Raw genomic sequence first — 24,745 nt, 5'->3', positions numbered from 1 at the left:
GCCGCTACCTGGCCGCGTAGGCCTCGATGCGGCCCCACACCTGCCGGGCCAGCGGCTTGGCGTTGTCCACCGACTGGTACAGCCGGATTTCCATGTGGACGTCGTTGCGCGCGCTGTCGGCGCGCACCAGCGTGCCGGCGCGCAGGTCGGCCTCGACCAGCGTGTGGGGCAGCCAGGCCAGGCCGAAGCCCTGGCGGGCCATGGCGTGCAGCGCGTCGGCCAGGTCCGATTCATAGCGGGTCTGCAACAGCGCCGGCACGCACAGGCCGCGCAGCCGGTCGCCCAGGATGCGGCCCAGCGACATGCTGTCGGCGTACGCCAGGAACGGCACCGCCGGGTCCGAGGCCAGCCTGGGCACCGCATGGCGCGGGTGGCGGCTGCCCGCCGCCAGCGGCGCGCTGACGGCCACCAGCCGGTCGGCGCCCACGCGCCGGCAGCGGTAGCCGGCGTTGTCTATCCGGGCGTAGAGCGGCTCGTGCGCGTGGCACAGCAGGAAATCGACCTCGCCATCCACCAGCATGTCGACGCCGTAGTTCAGGGTGGTGGTGACCACTTTCAGCTGGAACGGCTCCATGCCGCGCTCGACGCTGGCCATGAGCCCCGGCAGCACCGAATGCGCCAGCGTCTTGCCCGAGGCGATGACGATCCTGCGGGCGCGCTGCAGCTCCGGCTTTTGCAGTCCCTCGCGCGTTTCGCGCAGGATCTCCAGGACTTCGACGGCCGCCGCCAGCATGCTGCGGCCCGCGGCGTTGAGCGTGGAGACCTGATGGCCGCGCTCGACCAGCGGCACGCCGGCCCAGTCCTCCAGCGCCTTGATGCGGCGCCCGAAAGCCGGGTGCGTCACGTTGCGCGCCTGCGCGGCGCGCAGCAGGTTGCGCGACTTCGACAGCGCCACGAAGTCTTCCAGCCATTTGATGTCCATGCCGTTTTTCCCATTGTGCCGTTCCGGCACAGTGGCTGCGCATTTTGCACAAACCCCTGGGCGGGCGCAACTAGCATTCCGGCATCTTTCCTGGAAGCGCCGATGTCCGACTCCCCTGTCCTGCTGAAATCCCTGCGCAGCCATTTCCTGGGCGGCCAAGACGCCGCGGTCCACGGCCTGCCGGTGCTGAGCAAGCCTGTCGTGGGCAATGCCGCGCCGCGGCCGATCGACATGAACGGCAGCTATTGCGCCGGCCAGCTCTACGCGCAGGAATACCGGCTGGCGCGGCCCCGCCACCCCTACCCCGTGCTGCTGTGGCACGGCGGCGGCATGACGGGCGCGCAGTGGGAAAGCACGCCCGACGGCCGCCAGGGCTGGCTGTGGCGTCTGCTGCAAGCCGGCTACGACGTGTTCGTGGCCGACGCGCCGGAACGCGGCCGGGCCTCGTGGACGATGTTTCCGCAGATCTACGGATCGGCGCCGATCTTCCGTTCCAAGGAAGAGGCCTGGCACCTGTTCCGCATCGGCCCGGCCGACGGCTACGCGGCGCGCCGCGCCCACCCCGCGCAGCAGTTTCCGCTGGAAGCCTTCGATACCTTCGCCAAGCAGTTCGTGCCGCGCTGGCTGGGCCACGAAGCCATGGCGCTGGACGGCTACCGCCGCCTGCTGGACCTGGCCGGCCCCTGCATCGTCATCGGCCACAGCCAGGGCGGCGGCTACGCCACGCAGCTGGCCCACGAATATTCCGGTTCGATCCGCGCGCTGGTCGCGGTCGAGCCCACCGGCACGCCGGCCGCCGCGGCCGCCTCCCTGCCCCCGCAGCTGCTGGTGTGGGCCGACCACTTCGGCGCCAGCGCCGCCTGGCAGCGCTACCGCGCCCAGACCGACGCCTATTGGCGCGCGCTGCGCCAGGCCGGCCAGCGCGCCGACGTGCTGGACCTGCCCGCCGCCGGCATCGCCGGCAATTCGCATTTCTGCATGCTGGACCGCAACAGCGACCGCATCGCCGAACTCATCGTCGACTGGCTCGCACGCCTCGACTAACCTTGCTCTGGAGACACTGATGACACTGAAGAAAATCGCGATCGCCCTGGCGTTCATGAGCGGCGCCTCGCTGGCCGCGGCCCAGCCGGGCGGCGGCTATCCCGACAAGCCGATCCGCATGATCGTGCCGTTCGCGCCCGGCGGCACCGCCGACATCATCGGCCGCGTGTTCGCCGCGCAGCTGGGCACGGAACTCGGCGCCACCGTGGTGGTGGAGAACAAGGCCGGCGCGGGCGGCTCGATCGGCACCCGCTTCGTCGCCGACTCGGCGCCCGACGGCTACATCCTGCTGCTGGCCTCGTCCAGCACCCACGGCACCAACCCGGCGGTCTACAAGAACCTGAGCTACGACGCCGCGCAGGACTTCACCGCCATCACCCAGCTGGTGACCGTGCCGGGCGTGCTCAGCGTCACCAAGGACTTTCCGGCGGCCGACCTGCAGGGCCTGGTCGCCGCGGCCAAGGCCGATCCGCAGAAGTACACCTACGCCTCGTCGGGCGCGGGCGGCCTGGGCAACCTGGCCATGGAACTGATGAAGTCGATGACCGGCGCCGGGCTCATGCACATCGCCTACCGCGGCGCCGGCCCGGCCTTCACCGACGTGATCAGCGGCCAGGTGTCGATGATCTGGGAACCGCTGCCGGCGTCGCTGCCGTACATCAAGAGCGGCCAGATCCGCGCCATCGCGGTCGCCGCGGACCAGCGCTCGCCCGAGCTGCCCGACACGCCGACGTTCAAGGAAGCCGGCCTGCCGCGCTATGAAGCCAATGCCTGGAACGGCCTGCTGGCGCCCAAGGGCCTGCCGGACGACGTGAAGAAGGCGCTGCACGACGCCTCGGTCAAGGCGCTGAACGACCCGCAGGTCAAGGCCAAGATGGCCAGCCTGGGCGGCACGGTCGTGGCCGGCACGTCCGAGGACTTCCAGGCCCTGATCGCCCGCGACGTGAAGAAGTGGAAGAACGTCGCGGCCGACGCCAGCATTCAGCTGGATCAGTAAGGACTCAGGCCCCCAGCAGCGCCGGCTCGGCGCTGCGGCCCACGGCCGGCGCCTCGGCGTCGATCACGCGGCCGGCCTGCAGCTTGAACACCGCCACGGCCTCGCGCAGGCGCTGGGCCTGGGTTTCCAGCGAGGCGGCGGACGCGGCGGCCTGCTCGACCAGCGCCGCGTTCTGCTGCGTCACGCTGTCCATCTGCGACACCGCCTGGTTGACCTGCTGGATGCCTTGCGACTGTTCCTCGGACGCGCTGGAGATCTCGTTGATGATGTCCGTCACCCGGCGCACCGAACTCACGATCTCCTGCATGGTGGCGCCGGCGGCCTCCACCTGGTCCGAGCCGACCGACACCTTCTGCACCGAATCGTCGATCAATCCCTTGATTTCCTTGGCGGCGGCGGCGCTGCGCTGGGCCAGCGCGCGCACTTCGCTGGCCACGACCGCGAAGCCCTTGCCCTGCTCGCCGGCGCGCGCGGCTTCCACCGCGGCGTTCAGCGCCAGGATGTTGGTCTGGAAGGCGATGCCGTCGATCACGCCGACGATGTCGGCGATGCGGTTGGAGCTGTCGGCGATGCCGCGCATGGTGCCGACCACGTCGCCCACGGCGCGTCCGCCGCGCGCGGCCACTTCGGAAGCGGCCGTGGCCAGTTCCGAGGCGCTGCGCGAGCTTTCGGCGTTGTTGCGCACGGTGGACGAGAGTTCGTCCATGCTGGCGGCGGTTTCCTCCAGCGACGCGGCCTGCTGCTCGGTGCGCGAGGACAGGTCGATGTTGCCGGCGGCGATCTCGCGCGCGCCGGTATGGATTTCCTCGACGCCCAGGCGCACGGCCGACACGGTGCGCGCCAGGCTGTCCTGCATGCGCTTGACGGTGCCGTACAGGGCGCCGATTTCATTGTTGCCGCGCTGCTCGATGCGGTTGGTCAGGTCGCCCGCGGCGATGCGGTCGAACAGGCGGCCGGCCTCGTGCAGCGGGCGGAACACCGCGCGCGCGAACACCACGTACAGGCCCACCACCAGCACGCCCACCACGGCCAGCAGGCCGATCAGCAGCGCGATGGCGCCGTTGATGCGGGCCGAGGCCTCGCGCGCCACGCGCTGGCCGACTTCGTCGGCGTAATCCAGGTATTTCTGGATGGCGGCGGTGAAATTCAGGCCCAGCGGCGTGACTTTTTCCAGGTTCAGGCGGCCAGCCTCCTGGGCGTTGCCGGCGCGGATGGCGGCGATCATGGGCACGATGGCGTCGCGGTGGTAGACGTCATAGGCCGCCAGCGCGGCGTCGAACAGCGGCTTGCCTTCGGCCGTGGTCTCGGGCGTCTGGCGCGCGGTCTGGATCAGGTCGGCGGCCTCTTTGGTGTAGCGGTCCAGGCGCTGCATGCTGGCCAGGTTGTCGATGCGCTTGCCTTCCATCAGCGCGGTCTGCGCGGCGACCAGCACCAGGCGGGCGCGCAGCAGCTCGCTGGCGGCGCCGTCCACGGCGTTGGCGCGGACCAGGTTGGTTTCCAGCAGGCGTTCGATGGAGTTGCGGTTGGAGGTGAGCTGCTGGTAGACCGCGATGCCGGTCACCAGGAAAAGCGTGAAGAAAACGACTAAAGCGGTCGTCAAGACCGCGCGGATACTTAAATTCTTGAACATGAGGGGGAGGAACTCCGGGGGGTTGCGTAAAGCTTCCCCTATAACGGCGCACTGCAATGAAAAGTTAAATATCTCATTGAGTTACATATCCTCCCCCCCTTCCGGCGCGCCGTTCAGGCCGGCTTCCACCCTTGCGGCACGCGCGGCTTGTCGATCTGCGCGAAATGGCAGATGGCGTCGGCGATGCCGGAGAAGTCGATCCCGCCGAATTCGCCGGCGCGCGCCAGGCTGAACGACTCATGCACGGCCGCGGCGACCGGCATCGGCACCTTGGCGGCGTGCGCGGCGCCGACCACCAGGGACATATCCTTGTGCGCCAGGTCGATGGTGAATCCGGGCGTGGTGTCGCCAACCAGCACCTTGTTGGGGAAGTTCATGCGCAGCTGGCCGTTGGAAGCGGACGTGCCGTAGAGCACCTGCAGGGTCTTGGTGATGTCCAGGCCGAAGCGCTGCGACAGCGCCAGCGCCTCGGCGTTGACCTGGCACAGCGTGACCGCGACGTAGTTGTTGACCAGCTTGGTGCGCCCGCCCGCGCCCACCGGGCCGCAGTGGTAGGTGGTGGTGCCCATGGCGTCGAGCAGCGGCTTGACGCGCTCGAAATCGGCATCGCCGGCGCCCACCATGAAGAGCGATTCGCCGCGGTCGGCATGTTCGGCCAGGCGCCCGACGGGCGCGTCCACCACCGTCATGCCGTGGGCCAGCGCCTGTTCCTGCAGGCGGTCGGTGGCCAGCGGATCGATCGTGCTCATGTCCATCAGCACGCTGCCGCGGGCGGCGTTGGCGAAGATCCCGCCCTCGCCCAGCGCCACCTGCTCGACCTCCTTGGACGAGGGCAGCATCGTGATGATGACCGCGCAGCGCCGCGCCACGTCGGCCACGTCCTTGCCCTGGGCGGCGCCGGCCGCCGCCAGCTCCTCCATGGCCTGCCGGTTGATGTCCAGGACCACGAGCTCGAACCCCGCCTTGCGCAGGTTCAGCGCCATGGACTTGCCCATGCGTCCCAAGCCGATGAAACCGATTTTTTCCATGCCAGTCTCCTCTCTGTCGGCGTTCGAGCGCCGATCGTGTCGCGCGGTTGCTCAATAGCCGATGTAGGCCGTCTTGGTCGAGGTGTAGAAGTCCACGGCGTAGCGGCCCTGTTCGCGCGGGCCGAAGCTCGACGCCTTCACGCCGCCGAAGGGCACGTGGTAGTCCAGGCCGGCGGTGGGCAGGTTCACCATGGTCAGGCCGCTGCGCACGTTCAGCCGGAAGTGGTTGGCGCGCTTGAGCGAGGTGGTGCAGATGCCCGAGGACAGGCCGAAAGCCGTGTCGTTGGCGACCTGCAGCGCCTCGTCGTAGCCCGACACCCGGATCACCGCGGCCACCGGGCCGAAGATCTCCTCCTGGTTGATGCGCATGGCGTTGCTGCTTTCGGTGAACAGGGTCGGACGCAGGAAATGGCCGGCCGTGGCCGCCTCGGCGCGCTTGCCGCCTTCGGCCAGGGTGGCGCCCTCGCTGCGGCCCAGCTCGATGTAGCCCAGGATCTTCTCCAGCTGGGCGGCGTTGATGACCGGGCCGATCTGCGTGCCGGCGGTGCGCGGATCGCCCACCACCAGCCTGCGCATCCTGTCGGTCAGGGCCTGCACGAAGCGGTCGTGGATGCCGTCGGCCACGATCAGCCGGCTGGACGCGGTGCAGCGCTGGCCGGCCGAATAGAAGGCGCCGTTGAGCGCGCACTCCACCGCCACGTCCAGGTCCGCGTCGTCCAGCACCACCAGCGGGTTCTTGCCGCCCATCTCCAGCTGCACCCGCATCATGCGTTCGCTGGCGCCGGCGGCGATCTTGCGGCCGGTGGCCACGCTGCCGGTGAAGCTCACGGCGTCTGCGCCGTCGAGCAGCGCCTGGCCCGCCGCCGCGCCATAGCCGTTGACCAGGTTGGCCACGCCCGCCGGCAGGCCGGCGCGCTCCAGGATGGCGAACAGTTCCCAGGCCGCGCCGGGCGTGTGTTCGGAAGGCTTGAGCACCACCGTGTTGCCGAAGGCCAGGGCCGGCGCGATCTTCCAGGCCGGGATCGCGATGGGAAAATTCCAGGGCGTGATCATGGACACCACGCCCACCGGATGGCGGCTGATCTGCACGCCGATGTCCGGGCGCACGGAGGGCAGGTTTTCGCCGCCGTAGCGCACCGCCTCGCCGGCGAAGAACTGGAGCACCTGTCCGGCGCGCATCACCTCGCCCACCCCGTCGGCCAGGGTCTTGCCGGCCTCGCGCGAGACCAGGGCGCCCAGCTCTTCCTTGCGCGCCAGGATCTCGTTAGCCGCGCGGAACAGGATGTCGCTGCGCAGCTGCGTGCTGCTGCGCTCCCAGGCGGGCGCCGCGTCGCGCGCGGCCTGCACCGCCTGGCGCATCTGCGCCTGGTCGGCGCTGGCGTACAGGCCGATCACGTCCGCGGGGTCCGCCGGGTTGAGGTTCTCGATCGCATCGGGGCCTTCCACCCAGGCGCCGCCGATGTAGTTTGCTTTCTGCGTCACTGTCTGCTCCTAGTTATGGTCTTTGATCGTTTCACGCGTGGCCGCCCTTGCCCTTGCCCAGCACCGCCTCGCGAAAGCGCGACCGGAGATAGGGACCGTCGCGCGGCGGCAGGCTGCCGGGCTCGGGCGCCGAAGACACTTTTAACACCAGGCATTGCAGGCCCGGTTCGCGCAGGGCCGGAATGCGGTCCGACAGCTCCGCCTCGCTGCGCACCGTGGCCGCGTCCGCGATGCCGCAGGCGCGCGCCACGCCGGCGATGTCCACGCCGCGCCCGGAATGCGCCGGCTGCATGCCGGTCTCGCCGTAGTGCTCGTTGTCGATCACGATGATCTTCAGGTTCGAGGGCGCGCGCACCCCTATGGTGGCGAGCGAGCCCAGGCCCATCATCATTTCGCCGTCGCCGACGAAGGCCAGCACCTGCCGGCCGGGCTGCGCCAGCGCCAGGCCGAAGGCCACCATGCAGGCCCCGCCCATCGCGCCCCAGACGTAGAAATTGCGCTCGTCGTCGCCCGCGGCCGACGTGTCGTATGTGGGATTGCCCAGGCTGGCCACCACCAGCGCGTCGCCGCGCCTGTCGAGTATGCGGGCCACCGCCGCCCGCCGGTTCATCGTCGCCGTCGCGTTCATCTGCATGGTCCCGTCCTACTTGCTGAAGTTCTTGATGCCCAGCACGCGCTGGGAAATCACCACGGCCACCGCCCGGTTCGAATTGAACGCGAGCAGGCTGGCCGCCCGCACCGTTTCGGGCGCGTCCTCGCCGCGGTCGACGCGCTGCACGTAGACGCCCGCCGCTTCCAGCGCCGCCACGGCCGACTGGCCCATGGGACATTGCCAGGGATTGAACTCGCCCCATTCGCCGCGCATGGTGACCAGGCACAGCAAGGGCATGCGGCACTCCTGCGTCAACGCCAGCATATTGATGCAGTTGCCCACGCCGCTGGACTGCATCAGCAGCACGCCCTTGGCCCCGCCCAGCCAGGCCCCGCCCAGCATGGCCACGCCTTCTTCTTCGGTGGTGAGCGAAATCGCTTCCACGTCGGGGTCCGCCTCGAACAGCTTGATCAGCCGGCCGTGCCCGGCGTCGGGCACGTACGCCATTTGCGTAATGCCGGCTTCCTTCAAGTTCCGATAAACCAGCTCGGGCCAACTTTCCGCCATGATTGCCTGCCTCCGGTAAGGGATGGGAATTCAGATCTTTGCCTGCAGCTTGCACACGCCGGGCTTGGTCGGCGCATAGGCCTCCTCGCCGGGGATGGTGGCCACTTTCCGGTAGTAGTCCCACTCGCCCTTGGAGGCCGAGGGCGACTTGACCTGCATCAGGTACATGTCGTGGACCATGGCGCCGTCGGCCCGGATATAGCCCTTGGTGAACATGTCGTCGATCTGCATGGACTTCAGCGCGTTCATGACCGCGTCCGAGTCGGTGGTGCCGGCGCGCTCCACCGCCTTCAGGTAGGTGGTGGTGGCGGAATAGTCGCCGGCCTGGAAGGTGGTCGGCATCTTCTTGTTGCGCTCGTGGAAGCGCTTGCTGAACGCGCGCGAGCGTTCGTCGAGATCCCAGTACCAGCCGTCGGTGAGGTACATGCCGGCCGTGGTGTCCAGGCCCAGGCTGTGGATGTCGGTGATGAACACCATCAGGCCGGCCAGGCGCATCTGGTCGCTCACGCCGAATTCCTTGGCCGTCTTGATCGAATTGATCAGGTCGCCGCCGCCGTTGGCCAGGCCCAGCACCTGCGCCTTGGAGGCCTGGGCCTTCATCAGGTAGGACGAGAAATCCGAAGTATTGAGCGGATGGCGGGTGGTGCCGGAAACAGAACCGCCGTTGGCCTGCACCACGTCCATGCTGGCCTTCTCCAGCGAATAGCCGAATGCGTAATCGGCGGTCAGCATGAACCAGCTCTTGCCGCCCTGCGCCACCATGGCCGCCGCCGTGCCGCGGGCCTGCGCCGAGGTCGAATAGGTGTACCGCACCGTGTAGGCGTTGCAGGCCTCCTCGGTCAGGCTGTCGGCGCCCGCGCCGGCGCTGATGAAGACCTTTTTCTTCTCGGCCGCGATGGTGCTGATGGCCAGCGAGGCCGACGAGTTGGAGCCGCCTATCACCAGGTCGACCTTGTCCTGGTCCCACCACTGGCGAGCCCGGTTCGACGCGATGTCGGCGCGGTTCTGGTGGTCGGACGCCAGCACTTCTATCGGCTTGCCCAGCACCTTGCCGCCGAAGTCCGCCACCGCCATGCGGATCGCGTCCAGGCCGCCGACGCCGTCGAAGTCCGAATAAGGACCGCTCATGTCCGTGACGAAGGCGATCTTCACCGTGTCGCCCTGGGCGCTTGCCGCTCCCGTCCCGCAGATGCCGACTACCGCCAACGCGACGGCACCTAACACTTTCGTACTGGTTTCCACGTCTTGTCTCCTTGCTGTGTCGGCCTTGCCGCAGGATCGCCAAAGCCATCTCTGTTTTTAATAATATATTCACCTACGATCTATTTTTTTCATATCGTTTACCCCTAGACCGACATTCGGCGCCGGTTTCCGATCCCTATAATCCGGTATCGCCCGCCCCTCCTGCGCACCATGGATTTACGCCAGATCGAGTGTTTTCTCTGCCTGTACCGCAACGGCGGCATGACGCGCGCCGCCGCCGAGCTGGGCATCGTCCAGTCCGCGCTGAGCACGCAGCTGGCCAAGCTGGAAAAGACCTTGAAGGTTCAGCTGTTCGAACGCTCCAGCCGCGGCGTCACGCCCACGGCCGCGGGGGTGGATCTGTACAAGATGCTGCTGCCGCTGTCGAAGGAAGTGGAAAGCGTGCGCCAGCGCATGCTGGACCTGAGCGGCGGCACGTCGGGATTGATACGGGTGGGCACGGTGCCGTCGCTGGGCGCCAGCATCGTGCCGCGCGCGCTCTCGCTCTACAGCGCCGAGAACCGCGACGTCACGATCCGGCTGACCGAGGCCTATAGCGCGGGACTGGTCGAGCGCCTGGACGCCGGCGAGCTGGACGTGGCCATCGTCAACCTGATCCAGCCGGTGCGCAGCCTGGAGATGCGTCCGCTGGTCAGCGAGGAACTGGTGCTGGTGACCGCCGCCGGCAGCCCGCTGCGCAACGTCGAATTCAAGGACCTGTCGATCGACGCGCTGATCGTGCCGTCGCTGGGTCAGGGCCTGCGCGCCATCATCGATCCGGTGCTGAAGAAACGCGGCGCGGCCGCGCGCCCGCGCCTGGAAATGGACGCGCTGACCCCGACGCTGGAGCTGGTGAAGTCAGGCGCCTGGGCCACCATCCTGCCGGTCAGCGCCATCGCGCACGAACTGGACGCCGGCGCCCTGTCGGTACGCCGCATCCACGCCGACATGCAGCGCCAATTGGTGGTGGTGAATCATCCGCGTCGCCCGCTCAGCCTGGCGGCCCAGCGCTTCGTGGCCGCGCTGGCCGCCGAGGCGCAGGACGCAGTCACGCGCGCGCAGCGGTTCATGAAGTCGTTGAAGCGTGCGTCGTAGGATGGGTGCAGCGCGCGGAGACCCAGGCCAGAACCCAGATCCCCAACGCGCGGAACCCATCAGGCGAGCCAGACGCGGGCATTGCGGAACATGCGCATCCACGGGCTGAACGCGCCGCCGGCGTCGGCCGCGCCCCACTTCTCGGGCGCCCACGACATCATGACGTTGCGGGTCACGCGCTCGGGGTGCGGCATCATGACCGTGAAGCGGCCGTCGGCAGTGGTGACCGCGGTCAGGCCGCCGGGGCTGCCGTTGGGGTTGAACGGATAGGCTTCGGTGGCTTGGCCGCGGTTGTCGATATAGCGCGCGGCGGCCAGCACACGGGCGGCGTCGCCCTGCAGCGAGAAGTCGGCATAGCCCTCGCCGTGGGCCACGGCGACCGGCACGCGCGCGCCTTCCATGCCGGCGAAGAAGATCGACGGCGACTTGGCCACTTCCAGCATGGACAGCCGCGCCTCGTACTTTTCCGACTGGTTGCGCGTGAAGCGCGGCCAGAATTCGGCGCCCGGGATCATGGGCGCCAGCGCGGCCATCATCTGGCAGCCGTTGCACACGCCCAGCGCAAAGGTGTCGGGGCGCGCGAAGTACGCGGCGAACTGATCCGACAGCTTGCTGTTGAAGCGGATGGTGCGCGCCCAGCCTTCGCCGGCGCCCAGCACGTCGCCGTAGCTGAAGCCGCCCACGGCCACCAGGCCCTGCGCCTGCGCCAGGTCCACGCGGCCCGACAGCAGGTCGGTCATGTGCACGTCGATGGCCTCGAAGCCGGCGGTGTCGAAGGCCCAGGCCATTTCCACCTGGCTGTTGCAGCCCTGCTCGCGCAGGATGGCTACGCGCGGGCGCTTGCCGGTGTTGATGAACGGCGCGGCCAGGTCTTCCTGCGGGTCGAAGGCCACGCTGGGGCTCATGCCCGGGTCCTGGGTATCGTTCCAGACGTCCAGTTCGGCCTGGGCGCAGGCCGGGTTGTCGCGGCGCGCCATGATGCGGTAGGAGACTTCGCTCCAGGCGCGGCCGAGGTCGGCGCGCGGCTGGCCCCAGACCTTCTTGCCGTCGCGGTAGAACTCCACTTCGTCGGCGCCGTTCAGGCCACCGATGACGTGCGAGTGGGCCGACAGGCCCGCGCCGCGCAGCACCTGCATGACGGCGTCGCGCTGCGAGGCCGGCACCTGGATCACGGCGCCCGCCTCTTCCGAGAACAGCGCCTTGAGCGTGAGTTCGTCGCGCTGCACCGCCACCTGCTCGGGGCGGATCTTGAAGTCGCCCCAATCCGCCGATTGCGGATCGAAGGTCAGCATGTCCAGGTTAACCGAGATGCCGGTGCGGCCGGCGAAGGCCATTTCCACCAGGGTCGCGAACAGGCCGCCGTCGGAGCGGTCGTGGTAGGACAGGATGGTGCCGGCTTCGGCCAGCGTGCGGATGGTGACGAAGAAGGCGCGCAGGTCCTGCGGCGCGTCGATGTCCGGCACGGTCTCGCCGACCTGGTTATAGACCTGCGCCAGGATCGAGCCGCCCATGCGATGGCGTCCGCGCCCCAGGTCGATCAGGATCAGCACGCTGTCGCCGGCGTCGGTGCGCAGCTGCGGCGTGAGGCTGGCGCGCACGTCGGCCACCGGCGCGAAGGCCGTAACCACCAGCGAAACCGGCGCCACCACCTGGCGCTGCTCGCCGTCCTGCTGCCACGAGGTCTTCATGGACAGCGAATCCTTGCCGACCGGAATCGACAGGCCGGTCGCCTGGCACAGCTCGCTGACGGCGGACACCGTGTCGTACAGCGCCGCGTCCTGGCCGTCCACGCCGCAGGCGGCCATCCAGTTGGCCGACAGCTTGATATCTTCCAGGCGCGCCACGTCGGCGGCGGCCAGGTTGGTCAGGGCCTCGGCCACGGCCATGCGGCCCGAGGCCGGCGCGTCCAGCATGGCGATCGGGGTGCGCTCGCCCATGGACATCGCTTCGCCGCGGAAGCCTTCGTAGTCGGCCAGCGTCACGGCGCAATCGGCCACCGGCACCTGCCAGGGGCCGACCATCTGGTCGCGGCTGGACAGCCCGCCCACGGTGCGGTCGCCGATGGTGATGAGGAAGGTCTTGTTGGCCACGGTGGGGTGGCGCAGCACGCGGTAGGCGGCGTCAGTCAGGTCGATGCCGGCCAGGTCCAGCGGCGCGGACACGCCGGGCAGGCGCGTCACCTCGCGCGTCATGCGCGGCGGCTTGCCCAGGATCACGTCGATCGGCACGTCCACCGGACGCACCTCGGCCTCGCCTTGCGGACGGATCGTGTCCAGGCCGGGCAGGCCTTCGCCGTCGACCACGCGCAGCTGGCGCTCTTCGGTGGCCACGCCCACCACCGCGTACGGGCAGCGTTCGCGGCGCGCGATGGCGTCGAAGCGGTCGAGGTCTTGCGGCAGGATCGACAGGACGTAGCGCTCCTGCGATTCATTGCTCCAGATTTCGGCGGGCGACAGGCCGGATTCTTCCAGCGGCACGCGCTTCAGGTCGAAGATGGCGCCGCGGCCGGCGTCGTTGACCAGCTCGGGGAAGGCGTTGGACAGGCCGCCCGCGCCCACGTCATGGATGGCGATGATGGGGTTCTTGTCGCCCTGCTGCCAGCAGCGGTCGATGACTTCCTGGGCGCGGCGCTCGATCTCGGGGTTGCCGCGCTGCACGGAGTCGAAGTCCAGCTCGGCCGAGTTGCTGCCCATGCTGATGCTGGAGGCGGCGCCGCCGCCCATGCCGATGCGGAAACCCGGGCCGCCCAGCTGGATCAGCAGCGCGCCGGGGGGAATGACTTCCTTGTGCGTCAGGCCGGCGTCGATGCTGCCCAGGCCGCCGGCGATCATGATGGGCTTGTGGTAGCCCCAGCGGGTGCCGCCGGCGGTCTGCTCGAACGAGCGGAAGTAGCCCAGCAGGTTGGGACGGCCGAATTCGTTGTTGAAGGCGGCGCCGCCGATGGGTCCGTCGATCATGATGGACAGCGGCGAGGCGATGCGATCGGGCAGGCCGTGGTGATCGGCTTCCCAGGGCTGCAGCGCGTCGTCGAAGCGCAGGTGCGAGACCGTGAAGCCGGTCAGGCCGGCCTTGGGCTTGGAGCCGCGGCCGGTGGCGCCTTCGTCGCGGATCTCGCCGCCGGCGCCGGTGGAAGCGCCCGGGAACGGCGCGATCGCGGTCGGGTGGTTATGCGTTTCCACCTTCATCAGCGTGTGCACGACGGTGTCGCGGCGGATGTATTTGGCGCCTTCCGCGCCCTCGCCCGTCACGCCCGGCACGCCGGCCTGGAAGCGCTGCGCGGGGCCGCCTTCCATGATGGCGGCGTTGTCGGAATAGGCCACGACCGTGCCGGCCGGCTGCGCCTTGTGCGTGGCGCGGATCATGCCGAACAGCGTGTTGGGCTGCGCCTGGCCGTCGATCACCCACTGGGCGTTGAAGATCTTGTGGCGGCAGTGTTCGCTGTTGGCCTGGGCGAACATCATCAGTTCCACGTCGGTGGGGTCGCGCCCCAGGTCGCCGAAGGACTTGGCCAGGTATTCGATTTCGTCGTCGGACAGGGCCAGGCCGAGCGTGGCGTTGGCCTCGACCAGCGCCTGGGCGCCGCGCGCCTGCACGTCCACCGTGCGCATGGGCTTGCCGGCCAGCGGCTGGAACAGCGCCTGGCCGTCGAAGCTGGCGTCCACCACGGTTTCGGTCATGCGGTCGTGCAGACAGTCGGCGGCGCGCGCCAGCATGGCTTCGTCGAAGGACTTGGCGCCCAGCAGGCCGCGTTCGGGCGTGATCACGTAGCGCACGCCGCGCTCGATGCGGTGCACGGCCGTCAGGCCGCAGTTGTGGGCGATGTCGGTGGCCTTGCTGGCCCACGGCGAAATCGTGCCCAGGCGGGGAATGACCAGCAGCGCCAGGCTCTTGGCCGGCGCCTCGCCCGTGGCCGGCGTGCCGTAGTCCAGCAGTTGGGCAAGCTGGTTCTGTTGCTCGGCCGTGAGCGCGGCGTCGGTGCTGACGAAGTGCTCGTAGCGGGCGGATATGTCGGCCACCGGCAGGCCGGCTTCCTTCAGCTGCGCCAGCAGGCGATCGCGACGGAAAGAGGACAGGACGGAGGAACCAGGCAGATGCTGAACTAGGGACACGATGCGGGCGCCGTATAAGGTAGAAGGAGCAAAAAGCGATTTTACCCGTTTAGGGGGTTTTCCCGGAGCCGCGCTGCAACCGGTCCGTTCAGGCGCCGCCGGCGGCCGAGGTTACAAAAGAATTCCGCCGCCCATGCACGAAGATGGTGCATGGCAATATCCGCGCGCATTTCCTTATGCAGTCCCCGTTTACCTGCCATCCTGGAGGCCTGGCCCGGAAATTTATGCTGCGACGCACCATGTTGCGTCCATCCCGCACCGCGGGAAAACACGAACTATCGCGCCCACGGCGCAACGGTAGGATGCAGCGACCCCACAAATAAAAAGCAAAGCGCCTACCCGCGCGCTGGCCGTTGCCTCATGTCCCGCCCCGAAGCCCCCGCCGAGCCCGTAGAACCGATCATCCCCGCAGAACCCGATCCCGCCGTAAAAGTGCCGCTGGCCATCGAGGACTGGCTGGCCGTGATCCTGCTGGCGGCGCTGGCCATCATCACCTTCCTGAACGTGCTGGTGCGCTATTTCACCGACCAGTCCTTCGCCTGGACCGAAGAAATCTCGGTGTTCCTGCTGATCGTGCTGACCATGGCCGGCGGCAGCATGGCCTTCGTGCGCAACCACCACATCCGCATCGAGATCCTGGCCGACTCGGGTTCGCCGCGCCGCCAGCGCATCATGGCGCTGATCTCCAACGGCTGCGTGCTGGCGTTCTTCCTGCTGCTGACCGTGCTGTCGGTCAAGCTGGTGGCCGACGAATACATCTACGAAGAGACCTCGCCGGCCATCGGCGTGCCGACCTGGTGGTATTCGATCTGGCTGCCCGTCATGGCCGCGGCGATCTCGCTGCGCACCATCGGCATATTGCGCCGCATCGCGCGCGCCCCCGTGGCGGCCGATTCCGCCAGCCGGGGCCAGCCATGATCGCGGGCGTCCTCTTCACCGTCTTCATCGTGCTCATGCTGATCGGCGTGCCGGTCGGCGTGGCGCTGGGCATCGGCGGCACCGTGGCCATCGTGCTGTCCAACCTGGACACGCCCTGGTATGGGCTGTTGACGGTGCCGCAGAACTTCTACGCCGGACTGGCCAAGTATCCGCTGCTGGCCATTCCCATGTTCGTGCTGGTGGGGTCGATCTTCGACCGCTCCGGCGTGGCCAAGCGGCTGGTGGATTTCGCCATCGCCATCGTCGGGCGCGGCCCGGGCATGCTGCCGCTGGTGTCGATCGCGGTGGCCATGTTCCTGGGCGGGATTTCCGGCTCCGGCCCGGCCTGCGCGGCCGCCGTGGGCGCGGTGATGATCACCGCCATGTCGCGCGCCGGCTATCCGGGTTCGTTCTCGGCCTCGGTGGTGGCCGCCGGCGCCGCCACCGACATCCTGATCCCGCCCTCGGTGGCCTTCATCATCTATTCGGTGCTGGTGCCCGGCGCCTCGGTGCCGGCGTTGTTCGCCGCCGGCATGGTGCCCGGCGTCCTGGCCGGCCTGGCGCTGATCATTCCGGCGGTGTGGCTGGCGCGCAAGCACAAGATGGGCGCGCTCGAGGCGCATCTGCCGCGCCCGCCATTCTGGGCCAGCCTGCGCGAGGCCTCGTGGGGCCTGGCCGCGCCGGTGCTGATCCTGGGCGGGATGCGCATGGGCTGGTTCACGCCCACCGAGGCCGCCGTGGTGGCGGTGTTCTACGGGCTGTTCGTGGGCATGTGCATCCACCGCAGCATCAAGCTGCGCGACCTCTTCACCATTTTGCGCGAAGCCGCCGAACTGTCCGCCGTCATCATGCTGGTGGTGACGCTGGCCGGCATCTTCGCGTGGGCCCTGTCCACGCTCAGCATCATCGATCCCGTCACGCACGCCATCGTCAATTCCGGCCTCGGCGAATGGGGCGTGCTGGCGCTGCTGATCCTGCTGCTCATGACCGTGGGCATGTTCCTGGACGGCATCTCCATCTTCCTGATCTTCGTGCCGCTGCTCATGCCGATCGCCAACGCCTACGGCTGGGACCCGGTGTGGTTCGGCGTGATCCTGACGCTGAAGGTGGCGCTGGGCCAGTTCACCCCGCCGCTGGCGGTGAACCTGATGGTTTCCTGCCGCATCGCGCGCGTGCCGATGGAGTCCACGGTGCGCTGGGTGGTGTGGCTGCTGGGCGCGATGTTCCTGGTGCTGGTGGCGGTGCTTGCCTTCCCGCAGCTGGCGCTGTGGCTGCCCCACAAGCTCGGTTATTGAAGCGGCTGACCTGCATTACACAACAACAGACAGACTAGCAAAGAGAGGAGACGCAACATGAAGTTCCGCAACCTGATCGGCGCCGCCCTGTGCGCGGCGGCAGTGGCGGGCATGACGCCCGCGCATGCCCAGAACTACAAGTCCGAATACAAGCTCTCGATCGTCGTGGGCACCACCTTCCCGTGGGGCCAGGGCGCCGAAATCTGGTCCAACCTGGTGCGCGAGCGCACCGAAGGCCGCATCAACATCAAGGTCTACCCGGGCACCTCGCTGGTCCAGGGCGACCAGACCCGCGAATTCACCGCCATCCGCCAGGGCGTGATCGACATGGCGGTGGGCTCCACCATCAACTGGTCACCGCAGGTCAAGCAGCTCAACCTGTTCTCCCTGCCCTTCCTGATGCCCGACTACGCCGCCATCGACTCGCTGGTGCAGGGCGAGGTCGGCAAGCAGATGTTCAAGCTGATCGAGAAGGCCGGCGTGGTGCCGCTGGCCTGGGGCGAGAACGGCTACCGCCAGCTCAGCAACTCCAAGCACGAGATCAAGAAGCCCGAGGACATGAAGGGCATGAAGCTGCGCGTGGTGGGCTCGCCGCTGTATATCGACACCTTCACCGCGCTGGGCGCCAACCCCACCCAGATGAGCTGGGCCGACGCCCAGCCCGCGCTGGCCAGCGGCGCCGTGGACGGCCAGGAAAACCCCCTGTCGATCTACACCGGCTCCAAGCTCTACACCGTGGGCCAGAAGTACCTGACCCTGTGGAACTACGTGGCCGACCCGCTGATCTTCGTGGTCAACCGCGAGGTGTGGAATTCCTGGTCCGAGAAAGACCGCGACATCGTGCGCCAGGCCGCGCTGGACGCCGGCAAGCAGCAGATCGTGATCGCGCGCAAGGGCGTGACGCCCGAGGACCCGTCGCTGCTCAAGGAGATCGAGGGCCACGGCGTCAAGGTCACCTCGCTGTCGCAGGCCGACCATGAAGCCTTCGTCAAGGCCACCAAGCCCGTCTACGACAAGTGGAAAAAGCAGATCGGCGAAGACCTGGTGAACCTGGCCGAAAAGTCCATCGCCAGCCGCAAGAAGTAAGCCCGCAAGAACACAGCAAGCCCCAGGGGAACCGGCGGCGCAAGCCGCCAACCGAGGCAGGGACGCCAGATCCCGCCCGCCAACGGGCGCCGGCCACGAGCCGGCGCCCGTATTTTTTTGAGGCGGCCCCGTTACGCCGGGTAAGAAACTTCCAGGATATCCAGCTCTTCGATGCCGCCGGGCGTGCGCAAGACCACCGTATCGCCTTCCCTGGCCTTGATCAGCGCGCGCGCCACCGGCGAGATCCAGCTGATCTTGCCGGCCAGCGGCTCGGCCTCGTCCACGCCCACGATGGTCACGCGGTGCTCTTCGCCGGCCTTGTCGGAATACAGCACCGTGGCGCCGAAGAAAACCTGGTCGCGGTTGGGCTGGGCGGCCGGGTCGACCACCTCGGCGAAGTCCAGCCGCTTGGTCAGAAAGCGCATGCGGCGGTCGATCTCGCGCAGCCGCTTCTTGCCGTAGAGGTAATCGCCGTTCTCCGAGCGGTCGCCGTTGGACGCAGCCCAGGACACCACCTGCACCACGGCCGGACGCTCCACGTTCATCAGGTGCGTCAGCTCGCCGCGCAGGCGTTCGTAGCCGCCGGGCGTCATGTAGTTCTTGGTGCCGGCCGGCAGCGCCTGGGCCTGCGGCAGATCGTCGTCGTCCTCTTGATCGGATTCTTTAACAAATGCTTTGTTCATGGCGGTTGCGCCGTTGGGCGCGGTCACAGTCGATAGCATGGCGGGCGTGGCGGACGGGCCGCCGCCCGGGTCAGAACCAGTCGTGCCAGACCGGCTTGAGGTCCGGCGGCAGCGCCGGCAGGCGGCCCAGGTCCATCCGGCTTTCCTTGGGGCTGTGGAAGTCCGAGCCGCGCGAGGCGAGAAAGCCGTAGCGGCGCGCCACGTCCGCGTAGTGGCGGGCCTCTTCGACCGTATGGCTGCCGGTGTTGACCTCGATGCCGACGCCGCCCAGTTGCAGGAACTCGTCGAACAGCGCGGCGAACTGCAGCGGCGTGTACTTGTAGCGGCCGGGATGCGCGATCACGGCGCGGCCGCCGGCCCCGCGTATCCAGCCCACGGCTTCGGCCAGCGTGGCCCATTGCATGGGCACGTGGCCGGGACGGTCGTCGCCCAGGTGTTTGTTGAATACGGTCTGCACGTCGGGGCAATAGCCGGCCTCGACCAGGTAGCGCGCGAAGTGCGTGCGGCTGATGAGTTCGGGATTGCCGGCAAACGGCAGCGCGCCTTCGTAGGCGCCCGGCATGCCCATCTCGGCCAGGCGTTCGCCGATGCGCTTGGCGCGTTCGGCGCGGCCGGCGCGGGTCTTGCGCAGGCCTTCGATCAGCGTCTGGTCGGCCGGATCGAAGCGCAGCCCGACGATGTGCACCGTCAGGCCGGCCCAGGTGACCGAGATCTCGACGCCGGTGGCGAATTCCATGTCCAGTTCGCGCGCCGCGGCGGCGGCTTCGGCCAGGCCGCCGACCTCGTCGTGGTCGGTCAGGGCCCAGACGTCCACGCCATTGGCATGCGCGCGCTGCGCCACGTCGCGCGGCGCGAGCGCGCCATCCGAGACGGTGGAATGGCAATGCAGGTCGATATTCAGGGTGCGCGCGTTCATGGGGCTATTGTAGAGAAGCCCCGCCAGCGTGGATAGCGCCGTGTCCGTCCCTGGTTTGGCAGGGCGCTAACCCAGCAGGAACGCGGCCACCGGTTCGACCTGCTCGTCGGCCATCAGCGTGGGCGCGTGGCCCACGCCGGCCACTTCGTGCGCCTGCGCGCGCGGATTACGCGCCAGCATTTCTTCGACCGTGGCGCGGGTCAGCAGATCCGATTGCTCGCCGCGCACGATGAGGATGGGGCAGGCCACGGTGTCATAGGCGCGCCACAGGATCTGCTCGCCGGCGGCCAGTTCCTGCGGCGTCTGCGCGGCCAGGGCCTGGGCCAGCGCCAGGTCGTAGTGCTTGACCCATTTGCCGCCCTGTTCGGGGTACAGATAGCGTCCCAGCTCGGCCCATTGCGCGTCGGTATGCGGGCCGAACGTCGTGGAGTTGGCGCGCATGGCGGCCACGGCCGCGTCGAACGACTCGAATTCGGCCGGCTCGCCCACATACTGGCCGATACGCGCCAGCGCGCCGGTCTCCAGCCGCGGGCCGACGTCGTTGAGCACCAGCTTGTCCAGCCGCACGCCTTCGGACGGCGGCAGCATGCCCGCATGCGGGCGCATCGCCAGCATGGCCTGCGCGTATACCGCGGCGCCCGACAGCGCCAGGCCTATCAGCCCGCCCATGGAGGTGCCCAGCCAGGCCAGGCGCGCCGGGCGCAGGCGGGCCAGCAGGGTCACCATGTCGGAGACGTACTGCGGCACGGTGTAGAAAGCGGGGTTGCTCAGCCAGTCCGAACGCCCCCGGCCCACCACGTCCGGGCAGACCACCCGGTAACGGTCGGCCAGGCGGCGGGCCAGCGTGTCGAAATCCCGGCCGCTGCGGGTCAGGCCGTGCACGCAGACCAGCACCTCGTCGTTGGCCGGATCGCCCCATTCCCAATAGGCCATGCGATGCAGCCCGGCCGGGCTGGCGCAGGTGACGAATTCCAAACGGGGTTCCAGGCGGGCGTCCTGCATCGATGCACTCCACGAGTCTGCGCGCGCCGGCACGGTGCGCCAGGCCGGTATCTTATAGGATGGCGCCGAACTCGGACCGCGGCCCTGGACTATCGGAGCGCGCATCGCTACGATCACGCCATCCGGATCGACGCCCCACCCGCCGGGCGGAAGGTGAATTAGCCTATCGGCGCGATTCAACATTTAAATTGGAGTTGCCCGCCGTTTCGCGCCAAAGTACGCAGCCTCGAGCATTGCCAGATCAGTCTTCCCAAATTGATATGGAGTCCGTATGCAGCAAAGCAGTCCCGCCTCCCCGCTGACCACCGATGAGCAGGCCGTCAGCCTCCCCCCTCCCCAAGCCCCCAAAGTATTGCAGGACGTCCTGGCCCGCGCCGACGTCCAGATCAACGGTACGCGCCCCTGGGACATCCGCGTCCACGACAAGCACATGTACGACCGCGTGTTCGCAAGCTGGTCGCTGGGCCTGGGCGAGTCCTACATGGACGGCGAATGGGACTGCGACCAGCTCGACGAGCTCTTCACCCGCCTGCTGCGCGCCGACGTGGGATCGGCGGCGCTGGGCCTGGCGCGCCTCAAGCTGATCGCCGAACACCTGCGCCACAAGCTCTTCAACCTGCAGTCCAAGAGCCGCGCGTTCGAGGTCGGCAAACAGCACTACGACGCCGGCAACGACGTGTTCGAAGCCATGCTGGACAGCCGCATGATCTATTCCTGCGCCTACTGGGAACATGCCGAGACCCTGGAACAGGCCCAGGAAGCCAAGCTGGACATGATCTGCCGCAAGCTGCAGCTCAAGCCGGGCGAAACCCTGCTCGACATCGGCTGCGGCTGGGGCGGGCTGGCCAAGTTCGCGGCCGAGCGCTACGGCGTCAAGGTCACCGGCGTGACCGTCTCCAAGGAACAGCTGGCGCTGGCGCAGCAGCGCGTGCAGGGCCTGCCGGTGCAACTGCTGCTGCAGGACTACCGCGACCTGCAAGGCAGCTTCGACAAGGTCGTGTCGGTCGGCATGTTCGAGCACGTCGGCCCCAAGAACTACGACACCTACTTCACCCACGTGCAGCGCCTGATGGCGCCCGGCGGCGCCTTCCTGCTGCACACCATCGGCATCGCCGCCACCAGCCAGAGCACCGATCCCTGGATCGACCGCTACGTCTTCCCCAACGGCAAGCTGCCCTCGGCGCGCGAAATCGCCACGGCGGTGGAAGGCCGTTTCATCATCGAGGACTGGCACAACTTCGGCGCCGACTACGACCGCACGCTGATGGCCTGGTGGGATAACTTCGAACGCGCCTGGCCCACGCTGGAAGCGCGCTACGGCAAGCGCTTCTACCGCATGTGGAAGTACTACCTGATGTGCTGCGCGGGCTTTTTCCGCTCGCGCGAGGGCCAGCTCTGGCAAGTGATGCTGACCCACCCGCAGCGCCAGGACATGTACCGCTCGCTGCGCTGACCTTCGCTACGCGGCCTGCCCCGCGTCCGCGCGGATCAGGTCCGCCGCGCGTTCGGCGATCATGATGGTCGGCGAATTGGTGTTGCCGGACGTGATCAGCGGCATCACCGACGCGTCCGCAATGCGCAGCCCCTCCAGCCCATGCACGCGCAGCCGCGCGTCGACCACCGCGCCGGCGTCGGCGTCGCGGCCCATGGCGCAGGTGCCCACCGGATGGAAAATCGTGGTGCCGATCTTGCCTGCCGCTTCGCGCAGCTGGGCTTCGTTCTCGTACGCCGGCCCCGGCAGCCATTCCTGCGGTCGGTAGCGCTGCAGCGCCGGCGCCGCGGCGATCCGGCGCACCAGGCGGATGGAATCCGCCGCCACCCGCAGGTCTTCCTCGGTGCTCAGGTAGTTGGGCGCGATCACCGGCGCCAGGCCCGCGCCTTGCGGGCCCTGCGCATGCACGCTGCCGCGCGAGGTGGGCCGCAGGTTGCAGACGCTGGCGGTGAAGGCGTCGAATCCGTGCAGCGGCTCGCCGAAGGCGCCCAAAGACAGGGGCTGCACGTGGAACTCGACGTTGGCGCGGGCCTGGCCCGGGTCCGATTTGGCGAAGGCGCCCAGCTGCGACGGCGCCATGCTCATCGGGCCGCTGCGGTTGACCAGGTATTCCAGGCCGATGCCCGCCCTGCCCCACCAGGTGGAGGCGATGCGGTTCAAGGTCTTGACGCCGTCGACCTTGAGGATGACGCGCAGTTGCAGATGGTCCTGCAGGTTTTCACCCACCCCGGGCAGGGCGTGGCGCAGCGCGATGCCGCTTTCGCGCAGCCGCGCCGGCTCGCCCACGCCCGAGAATTCGAGCAGCTGCGGCGTGTTGATGGCGCCGGCCGCCAGCACCACTTCGCGGCGCGCGCGCATCGTCGCGCCGGTCTCGCCGCGCTTGAGCTGCACGCCCACGCAGCGCTTGCCTTCGAACACCAGCTGCTCGACCAGCGCGCCGGTTTCCACCCGCAGGTTCGGGCGCTGGCGCACCGGCCGCAGAAAGGCCTTGGCCGTGTTCCAGCGCCAGCCGCGGCGCTGGTTCACTTCGAAGTAGCCGCTGCCGAAATTGTCGCCGCGGTTGAAGTCCGCCACGCGCGGGATGCCTTCCTGCTCCGCCGCCTCGGCGAAAGCCTCCAGGATGTCCCAGCGCAGCCGCTGCGGCTCCACCCGCCATTCGCCGCCCGCGCCGTGGAACTCGTCTGCGCCGCGGTGGTGGTCTTCGCTGCGCTTGAAGACCGGCAGCACCTGGTCCCAGCTCCAGGCCGGATCGCCCGACAGCGCGGCCCAGTTTTCGTAGTCCTCGCGCTGGCCGCGCATGTAGATCATGCCGTTGATCGACGAGCAGCCGCCCAGCACGCGGCCGCGCGGGTAGATCAGCGCACGGCCGCCCAGGCCGGGCTCGGCCACGGTGCGGTACATCCAGTCGGTGCGCGGATTGCCGATGCAATGCAGATAGCCCACCGGAATGTGAATCCAGTGGTAGTTGTCGCGCCCGCCGGCCTCCAGCAGCAGCACCTGCACGGACGGATCGCGGCTGAGCCGGTTGGCCAGCACGCAGCCGGCCGAACCCGCGCCCACGATGATGTAGTCGTATGTCTCCATAAGCGCTTCTTATTTTCATGCCCGGGCGGATGCCGGACTTTGCCATGACTCTGGCGCAGTGCTGCGCGCCTGTCCAATGAATTGTTGAAAAACGCTTTATAAGCGTCTTTAATAAAGCTCGACTTCCCCACCCCCATCCAGCCATGGATCTCAAGCATATCCGCAGCTTCGCCGCCGTGGCCCGCGCCGGCAACCTGACGCGCGCGGCCGAGCAGCTGCACCTGACCCAGCCCGCGCTCAGCCTGCAGCTCAAGAATTTCCAGGAATCGCTGGACCTGGCGCTGTTCGCGCGCACCGCCCAGGGGCTGGCGCCGAACGCCGACGGCCGCGCGCTGCTGCCGGCGGCGCAGCGGGTGCTGGACGCGCTGGACGATTTCGAGCGCGCCATCGGCGCGCTGCGCGACACCGTGCAGGGCGAGCTGCGGATCGGCACCATCCTGGACCCGGAATTCCTGCGGCTGGGCGCCACGCTGCAGCACCTGGTCGAGCACTATCCCAAGATCCGTCCCACGCTGCGCCACGGCATGTCCGGCTCGGTGGGCAGGCTGGTGCGCGCGGGCGAGCTGGACGTGGGTTTCTTCCTGGGCGCGCCGGGCGACGCCGCCGCGGGGCTGGAGGCGCTGCCGCTGGCTTCGTTCACGTATAGCGTGGTCGCGCCCAAAGGCTGGGGCGCGCAGGTGGCCGGCCGCGGCTGGGCCGAGATCGCCGCGCTTCCGTGGATCTGGACGCCCCCGGATTCCGTGCACCACCGCCTGCTGGCCGCGCAGTTCGAAGCCCTGGGCATCGCGCCCAACGCGGTGGCCGAGGTCGACCAGGAAGCCTCGATGCTGGACCTGGTGCGTTCGGGCGTCGGCCTGTCGCTGGCCCGCGATTCCATCGCGCTGCGCGAATCCCAGGCCAACGGCGTGCTGCTGATCAAGGGCCTGTCGATCCAGGCAGAACTGTCCTTCATCACCCAGGCCTCGCGGCGCGCCGACCCCTTGGTGGACGCCGCCTTCGCCGCCGTGCGCGCCGCCTTCGGCTGACGGCGCGCCCCGCGCCAAACAGGTGCGGCGCGCACA

Annotated in this window: 19 protein-coding genes and 1 pseudogene; 8 read left to right on the top strand and 12 right to left on the bottom strand. The window is 68.5% G+C overall.

Annotated features, from left to right (window positions below; all coding sequences use genetic code 11):
- Nucleotides 1-4: 4 nt before the first annotated feature.
- Nucleotides 5-922 carry a LysR substrate-binding domain-containing protein gene (locus A6B37_RS03035; protein WP_102772028.1) on the bottom strand — a complete coding sequence of 306 codons (918 nt, stop codon included), beginning with the start codon at nucleotides 920-922 and terminating at the stop codon, nucleotides 5-7.
- Nucleotides 923-1,024: 102 nt separating this feature from the next.
- Between A6B37_RS03035 and A6B37_RS03030 the strand changes: the two genes are divergently transcribed.
- Both A6B37_RS03030 and A6B37_RS03025 read left to right on the top strand, forming a co-directional pair.
- The gene (locus A6B37_RS03030; RefSeq protein ID WP_102772029.1) at nucleotides 1,025-1,966 is read left to right on the top strand and encodes an alpha/beta fold hydrolase; all 942 of its coding nucleotides are present in this window, start codon (nucleotides 1,025-1,027) and stop codon (nucleotides 1,964-1,966) included.
- 19 nt (nucleotides 1,967-1,985) lie between these two features.
- Nucleotides 1,986-2,963, top strand: a complete 978-nt coding sequence (locus tag A6B37_RS03025) for a tripartite tricarboxylate transporter substrate binding protein BugE (RefSeq protein WP_102772030.1) — start codon at nucleotides 1,986-1,988, stop codon at nucleotides 2,961-2,963.
- Between the two features lie 4 nt (nucleotides 2,964-2,967).
- Here A6B37_RS03025 and A6B37_RS03020 read toward each other — a convergent pair whose 3' ends face one another.
- The 6 genes and pseudogenes from A6B37_RS03020 to A6B37_RS02995 form a co-directional block, all read right to left on the bottom strand.
- Nucleotides 2,968-4,593 carry a methyl-accepting chemotaxis protein gene (locus tag A6B37_RS03020; protein ID WP_102772031.1) on the bottom strand — a complete coding sequence of 542 codons (1,626 nt, stop codon included), beginning with the start codon at nucleotides 4,591-4,593 and terminating at the stop codon, nucleotides 2,968-2,970.
- Between the two features lie 113 nt (nucleotides 4,594-4,706).
- Nucleotides 4,707-5,627: pseudogene (locus tag A6B37_RS26320) on the bottom strand (NAD(P)-dependent oxidoreductase); the annotation flags it as partial.
- A 45-nt stretch (nucleotides 5,628-5,672) separates the two neighbouring features.
- Entirely contained in the window at nucleotides 5,673-7,103 is a 1,431-nt protein-coding gene (locus tag A6B37_RS03010) for an aldehyde dehydrogenase family protein (protein ID WP_111824851.1), read from the bottom strand.
- Nucleotides 7,104-7,134: 31 nt separating this feature from the next.
- A complete protein-coding gene (locus A6B37_RS03005) occupies nucleotides 7,135-7,737 on the bottom strand; it encodes a thiamine pyrophosphate-dependent enzyme (RefSeq protein ID WP_246842353.1) in 603 nt (200 codons plus the stop codon).
- Nucleotides 7,738-7,746: 9 nt separating this feature from the next.
- Nucleotides 7,747-8,262, bottom strand: a complete 516-nt coding sequence (locus A6B37_RS03000; RefSeq protein ID WP_102772034.1) for a thiamine pyrophosphate-binding protein — start codon at nucleotides 8,260-8,262, stop codon at nucleotides 7,747-7,749.
- Nucleotides 8,263-8,292: 30 nt separating this feature from the next.
- On the bottom strand, nucleotides 8,293-9,468 hold the full coding sequence (locus A6B37_RS02995) for an ABC transporter substrate-binding protein (RefSeq protein WP_246842421.1): 1,176 nt from the start codon (nucleotides 9,466-9,468) through the stop codon (nucleotides 8,293-8,295).
- A gap of 207 nt (nucleotides 9,469-9,675) precedes the next feature.
- Here A6B37_RS02995 and A6B37_RS02990 point away from each other — a divergent pair, with 207 nt between their 5' ends.
- The gene (locus A6B37_RS02990) at nucleotides 9,676-10,599 is read left to right on the top strand and encodes a LysR family transcriptional regulator (RefSeq protein WP_102772035.1); all 924 of its coding nucleotides are present in this window, start codon (nucleotides 9,676-9,678) and stop codon (nucleotides 10,597-10,599) included.
- A 59-nt stretch (nucleotides 10,600-10,658) separates the two neighbouring features.
- Here the strand turns inward: A6B37_RS02990 and purL are convergent, their stop codons facing one another.
- The gene (purL, locus tag A6B37_RS02985) at nucleotides 10,659-14,708 is read right to left on the bottom strand and encodes a phosphoribosylformylglycinamidine synthase (protein WP_111824850.1); all 4,050 of its coding nucleotides are present in this window, start codon (nucleotides 14,706-14,708) and stop codon (nucleotides 10,659-10,661) included.
- A 360-nt stretch (nucleotides 14,709-15,068) separates the two neighbouring features.
- Here purL and A6B37_RS02980 point away from each other — a divergent pair, with 360 nt between their 5' ends.
- From A6B37_RS02980 to A6B37_RS02970, 3 genes are read left to right on the top strand one after another with little or no spacing between them, the layout of a single operon-like run.
- Entirely contained in the window at nucleotides 15,069-15,626 is a 558-nt protein-coding gene (locus A6B37_RS02980) for a TRAP transporter small permease (RefSeq protein WP_102772037.1), read from the top strand.
- On the top strand, nucleotides 15,623-16,921 hold the full coding sequence (locus A6B37_RS02975) for a TRAP transporter large permease (RefSeq protein WP_102772038.1): 1,299 nt from the start codon (nucleotides 15,623-15,625) through the stop codon (nucleotides 16,919-16,921). The genes A6B37_RS02980 and A6B37_RS02975 overlap by 4 nt, the downstream gene beginning before the upstream one ends.
- A gap of 57 nt (nucleotides 16,922-16,978) precedes the next feature.
- Nucleotides 16,979-18,007: a DctP family TRAP transporter solute-binding subunit gene (locus tag A6B37_RS02970; protein WP_111824849.1), complete on the top strand. Its 1,029-nt coding sequence runs from the start codon at nucleotides 16,979-16,981 to the stop codon at nucleotides 18,005-18,007.
- A gap of 131 nt (nucleotides 18,008-18,138) precedes the next feature.
- Here the strand turns inward: A6B37_RS02970 and greB are convergent, their stop codons facing one another.
- From greB to A6B37_RS02955, 3 genes are all read right to left on the bottom strand, one after another.
- Nucleotides 18,139-18,690 carry a transcription elongation factor GreB gene (gene greB, locus A6B37_RS02965; protein WP_111825528.1) on the bottom strand — a complete coding sequence of 184 codons (552 nt, stop codon included), beginning with the start codon at nucleotides 18,688-18,690 and terminating at the stop codon, nucleotides 18,139-18,141.
- A gap of 70 nt (nucleotides 18,691-18,760) precedes the next feature.
- Nucleotides 18,761-19,606, bottom strand: a complete 846-nt coding sequence (locus tag A6B37_RS02960) for a 3',5'-nucleoside bisphosphate phosphatase (RefSeq protein WP_102772040.1) — start codon at nucleotides 19,604-19,606, stop codon at nucleotides 18,761-18,763.
- Nucleotides 19,607-19,672: 66 nt separating this feature from the next.
- Nucleotides 19,673-20,608: an alpha/beta hydrolase gene (locus A6B37_RS02955; protein WP_111824848.1), complete on the bottom strand. Its 936-nt coding sequence runs from the start codon at nucleotides 20,606-20,608 to the stop codon at nucleotides 19,673-19,675.
- 271 nt (nucleotides 20,609-20,879) lie between these two features.
- Between A6B37_RS02955 and cfa the strand changes: the two genes are divergently transcribed.
- A complete protein-coding gene (gene cfa, locus A6B37_RS02950) occupies nucleotides 20,880-22,061 on the top strand; it encodes a cyclopropane fatty acyl phospholipid synthase (protein ID WP_111824847.1) in 1,182 nt (393 codons plus the stop codon).
- 6 nt (nucleotides 22,062-22,067) lie between these two features.
- Here cfa and A6B37_RS02945 read toward each other — a convergent pair whose 3' ends face one another.
- Nucleotides 22,068-23,684 (bottom strand): FAD-dependent oxidoreductase, encoded by a 1,617-nt coding sequence (locus tag A6B37_RS02945; protein ID WP_111824846.1) that lies wholly within the window; start codon nucleotides 23,682-23,684, stop codon nucleotides 22,068-22,070.
- A gap of 143 nt (nucleotides 23,685-23,827) precedes the next feature.
- Between A6B37_RS02945 and A6B37_RS02940 the strand changes: the two genes are divergently transcribed.
- Complete coding sequence (locus A6B37_RS02940; protein ID WP_111824845.1) at nucleotides 23,828-24,709, top strand: LysR family transcriptional regulator; 882 nt, start codon at nucleotides 23,828-23,830, stop codon at nucleotides 24,707-24,709.
- Nucleotides 24,710-24,745 lie beyond the last annotated feature (36 nt).

Origin of the sequence: Achromobacter sp. HZ01, assembly GCF_003267925.1 — a bacterium.
Lineage (GTDB): Bacteria > Pseudomonadota > Gammaproteobacteria > Burkholderiales > Burkholderiaceae_B > Achromobacter > Achromobacter pulmonis_A.
The sequence above is the reverse complement of the archived record's forward strand: the minus strand, read 5'-3'. Positions and strand labels throughout refer to the sequence as shown.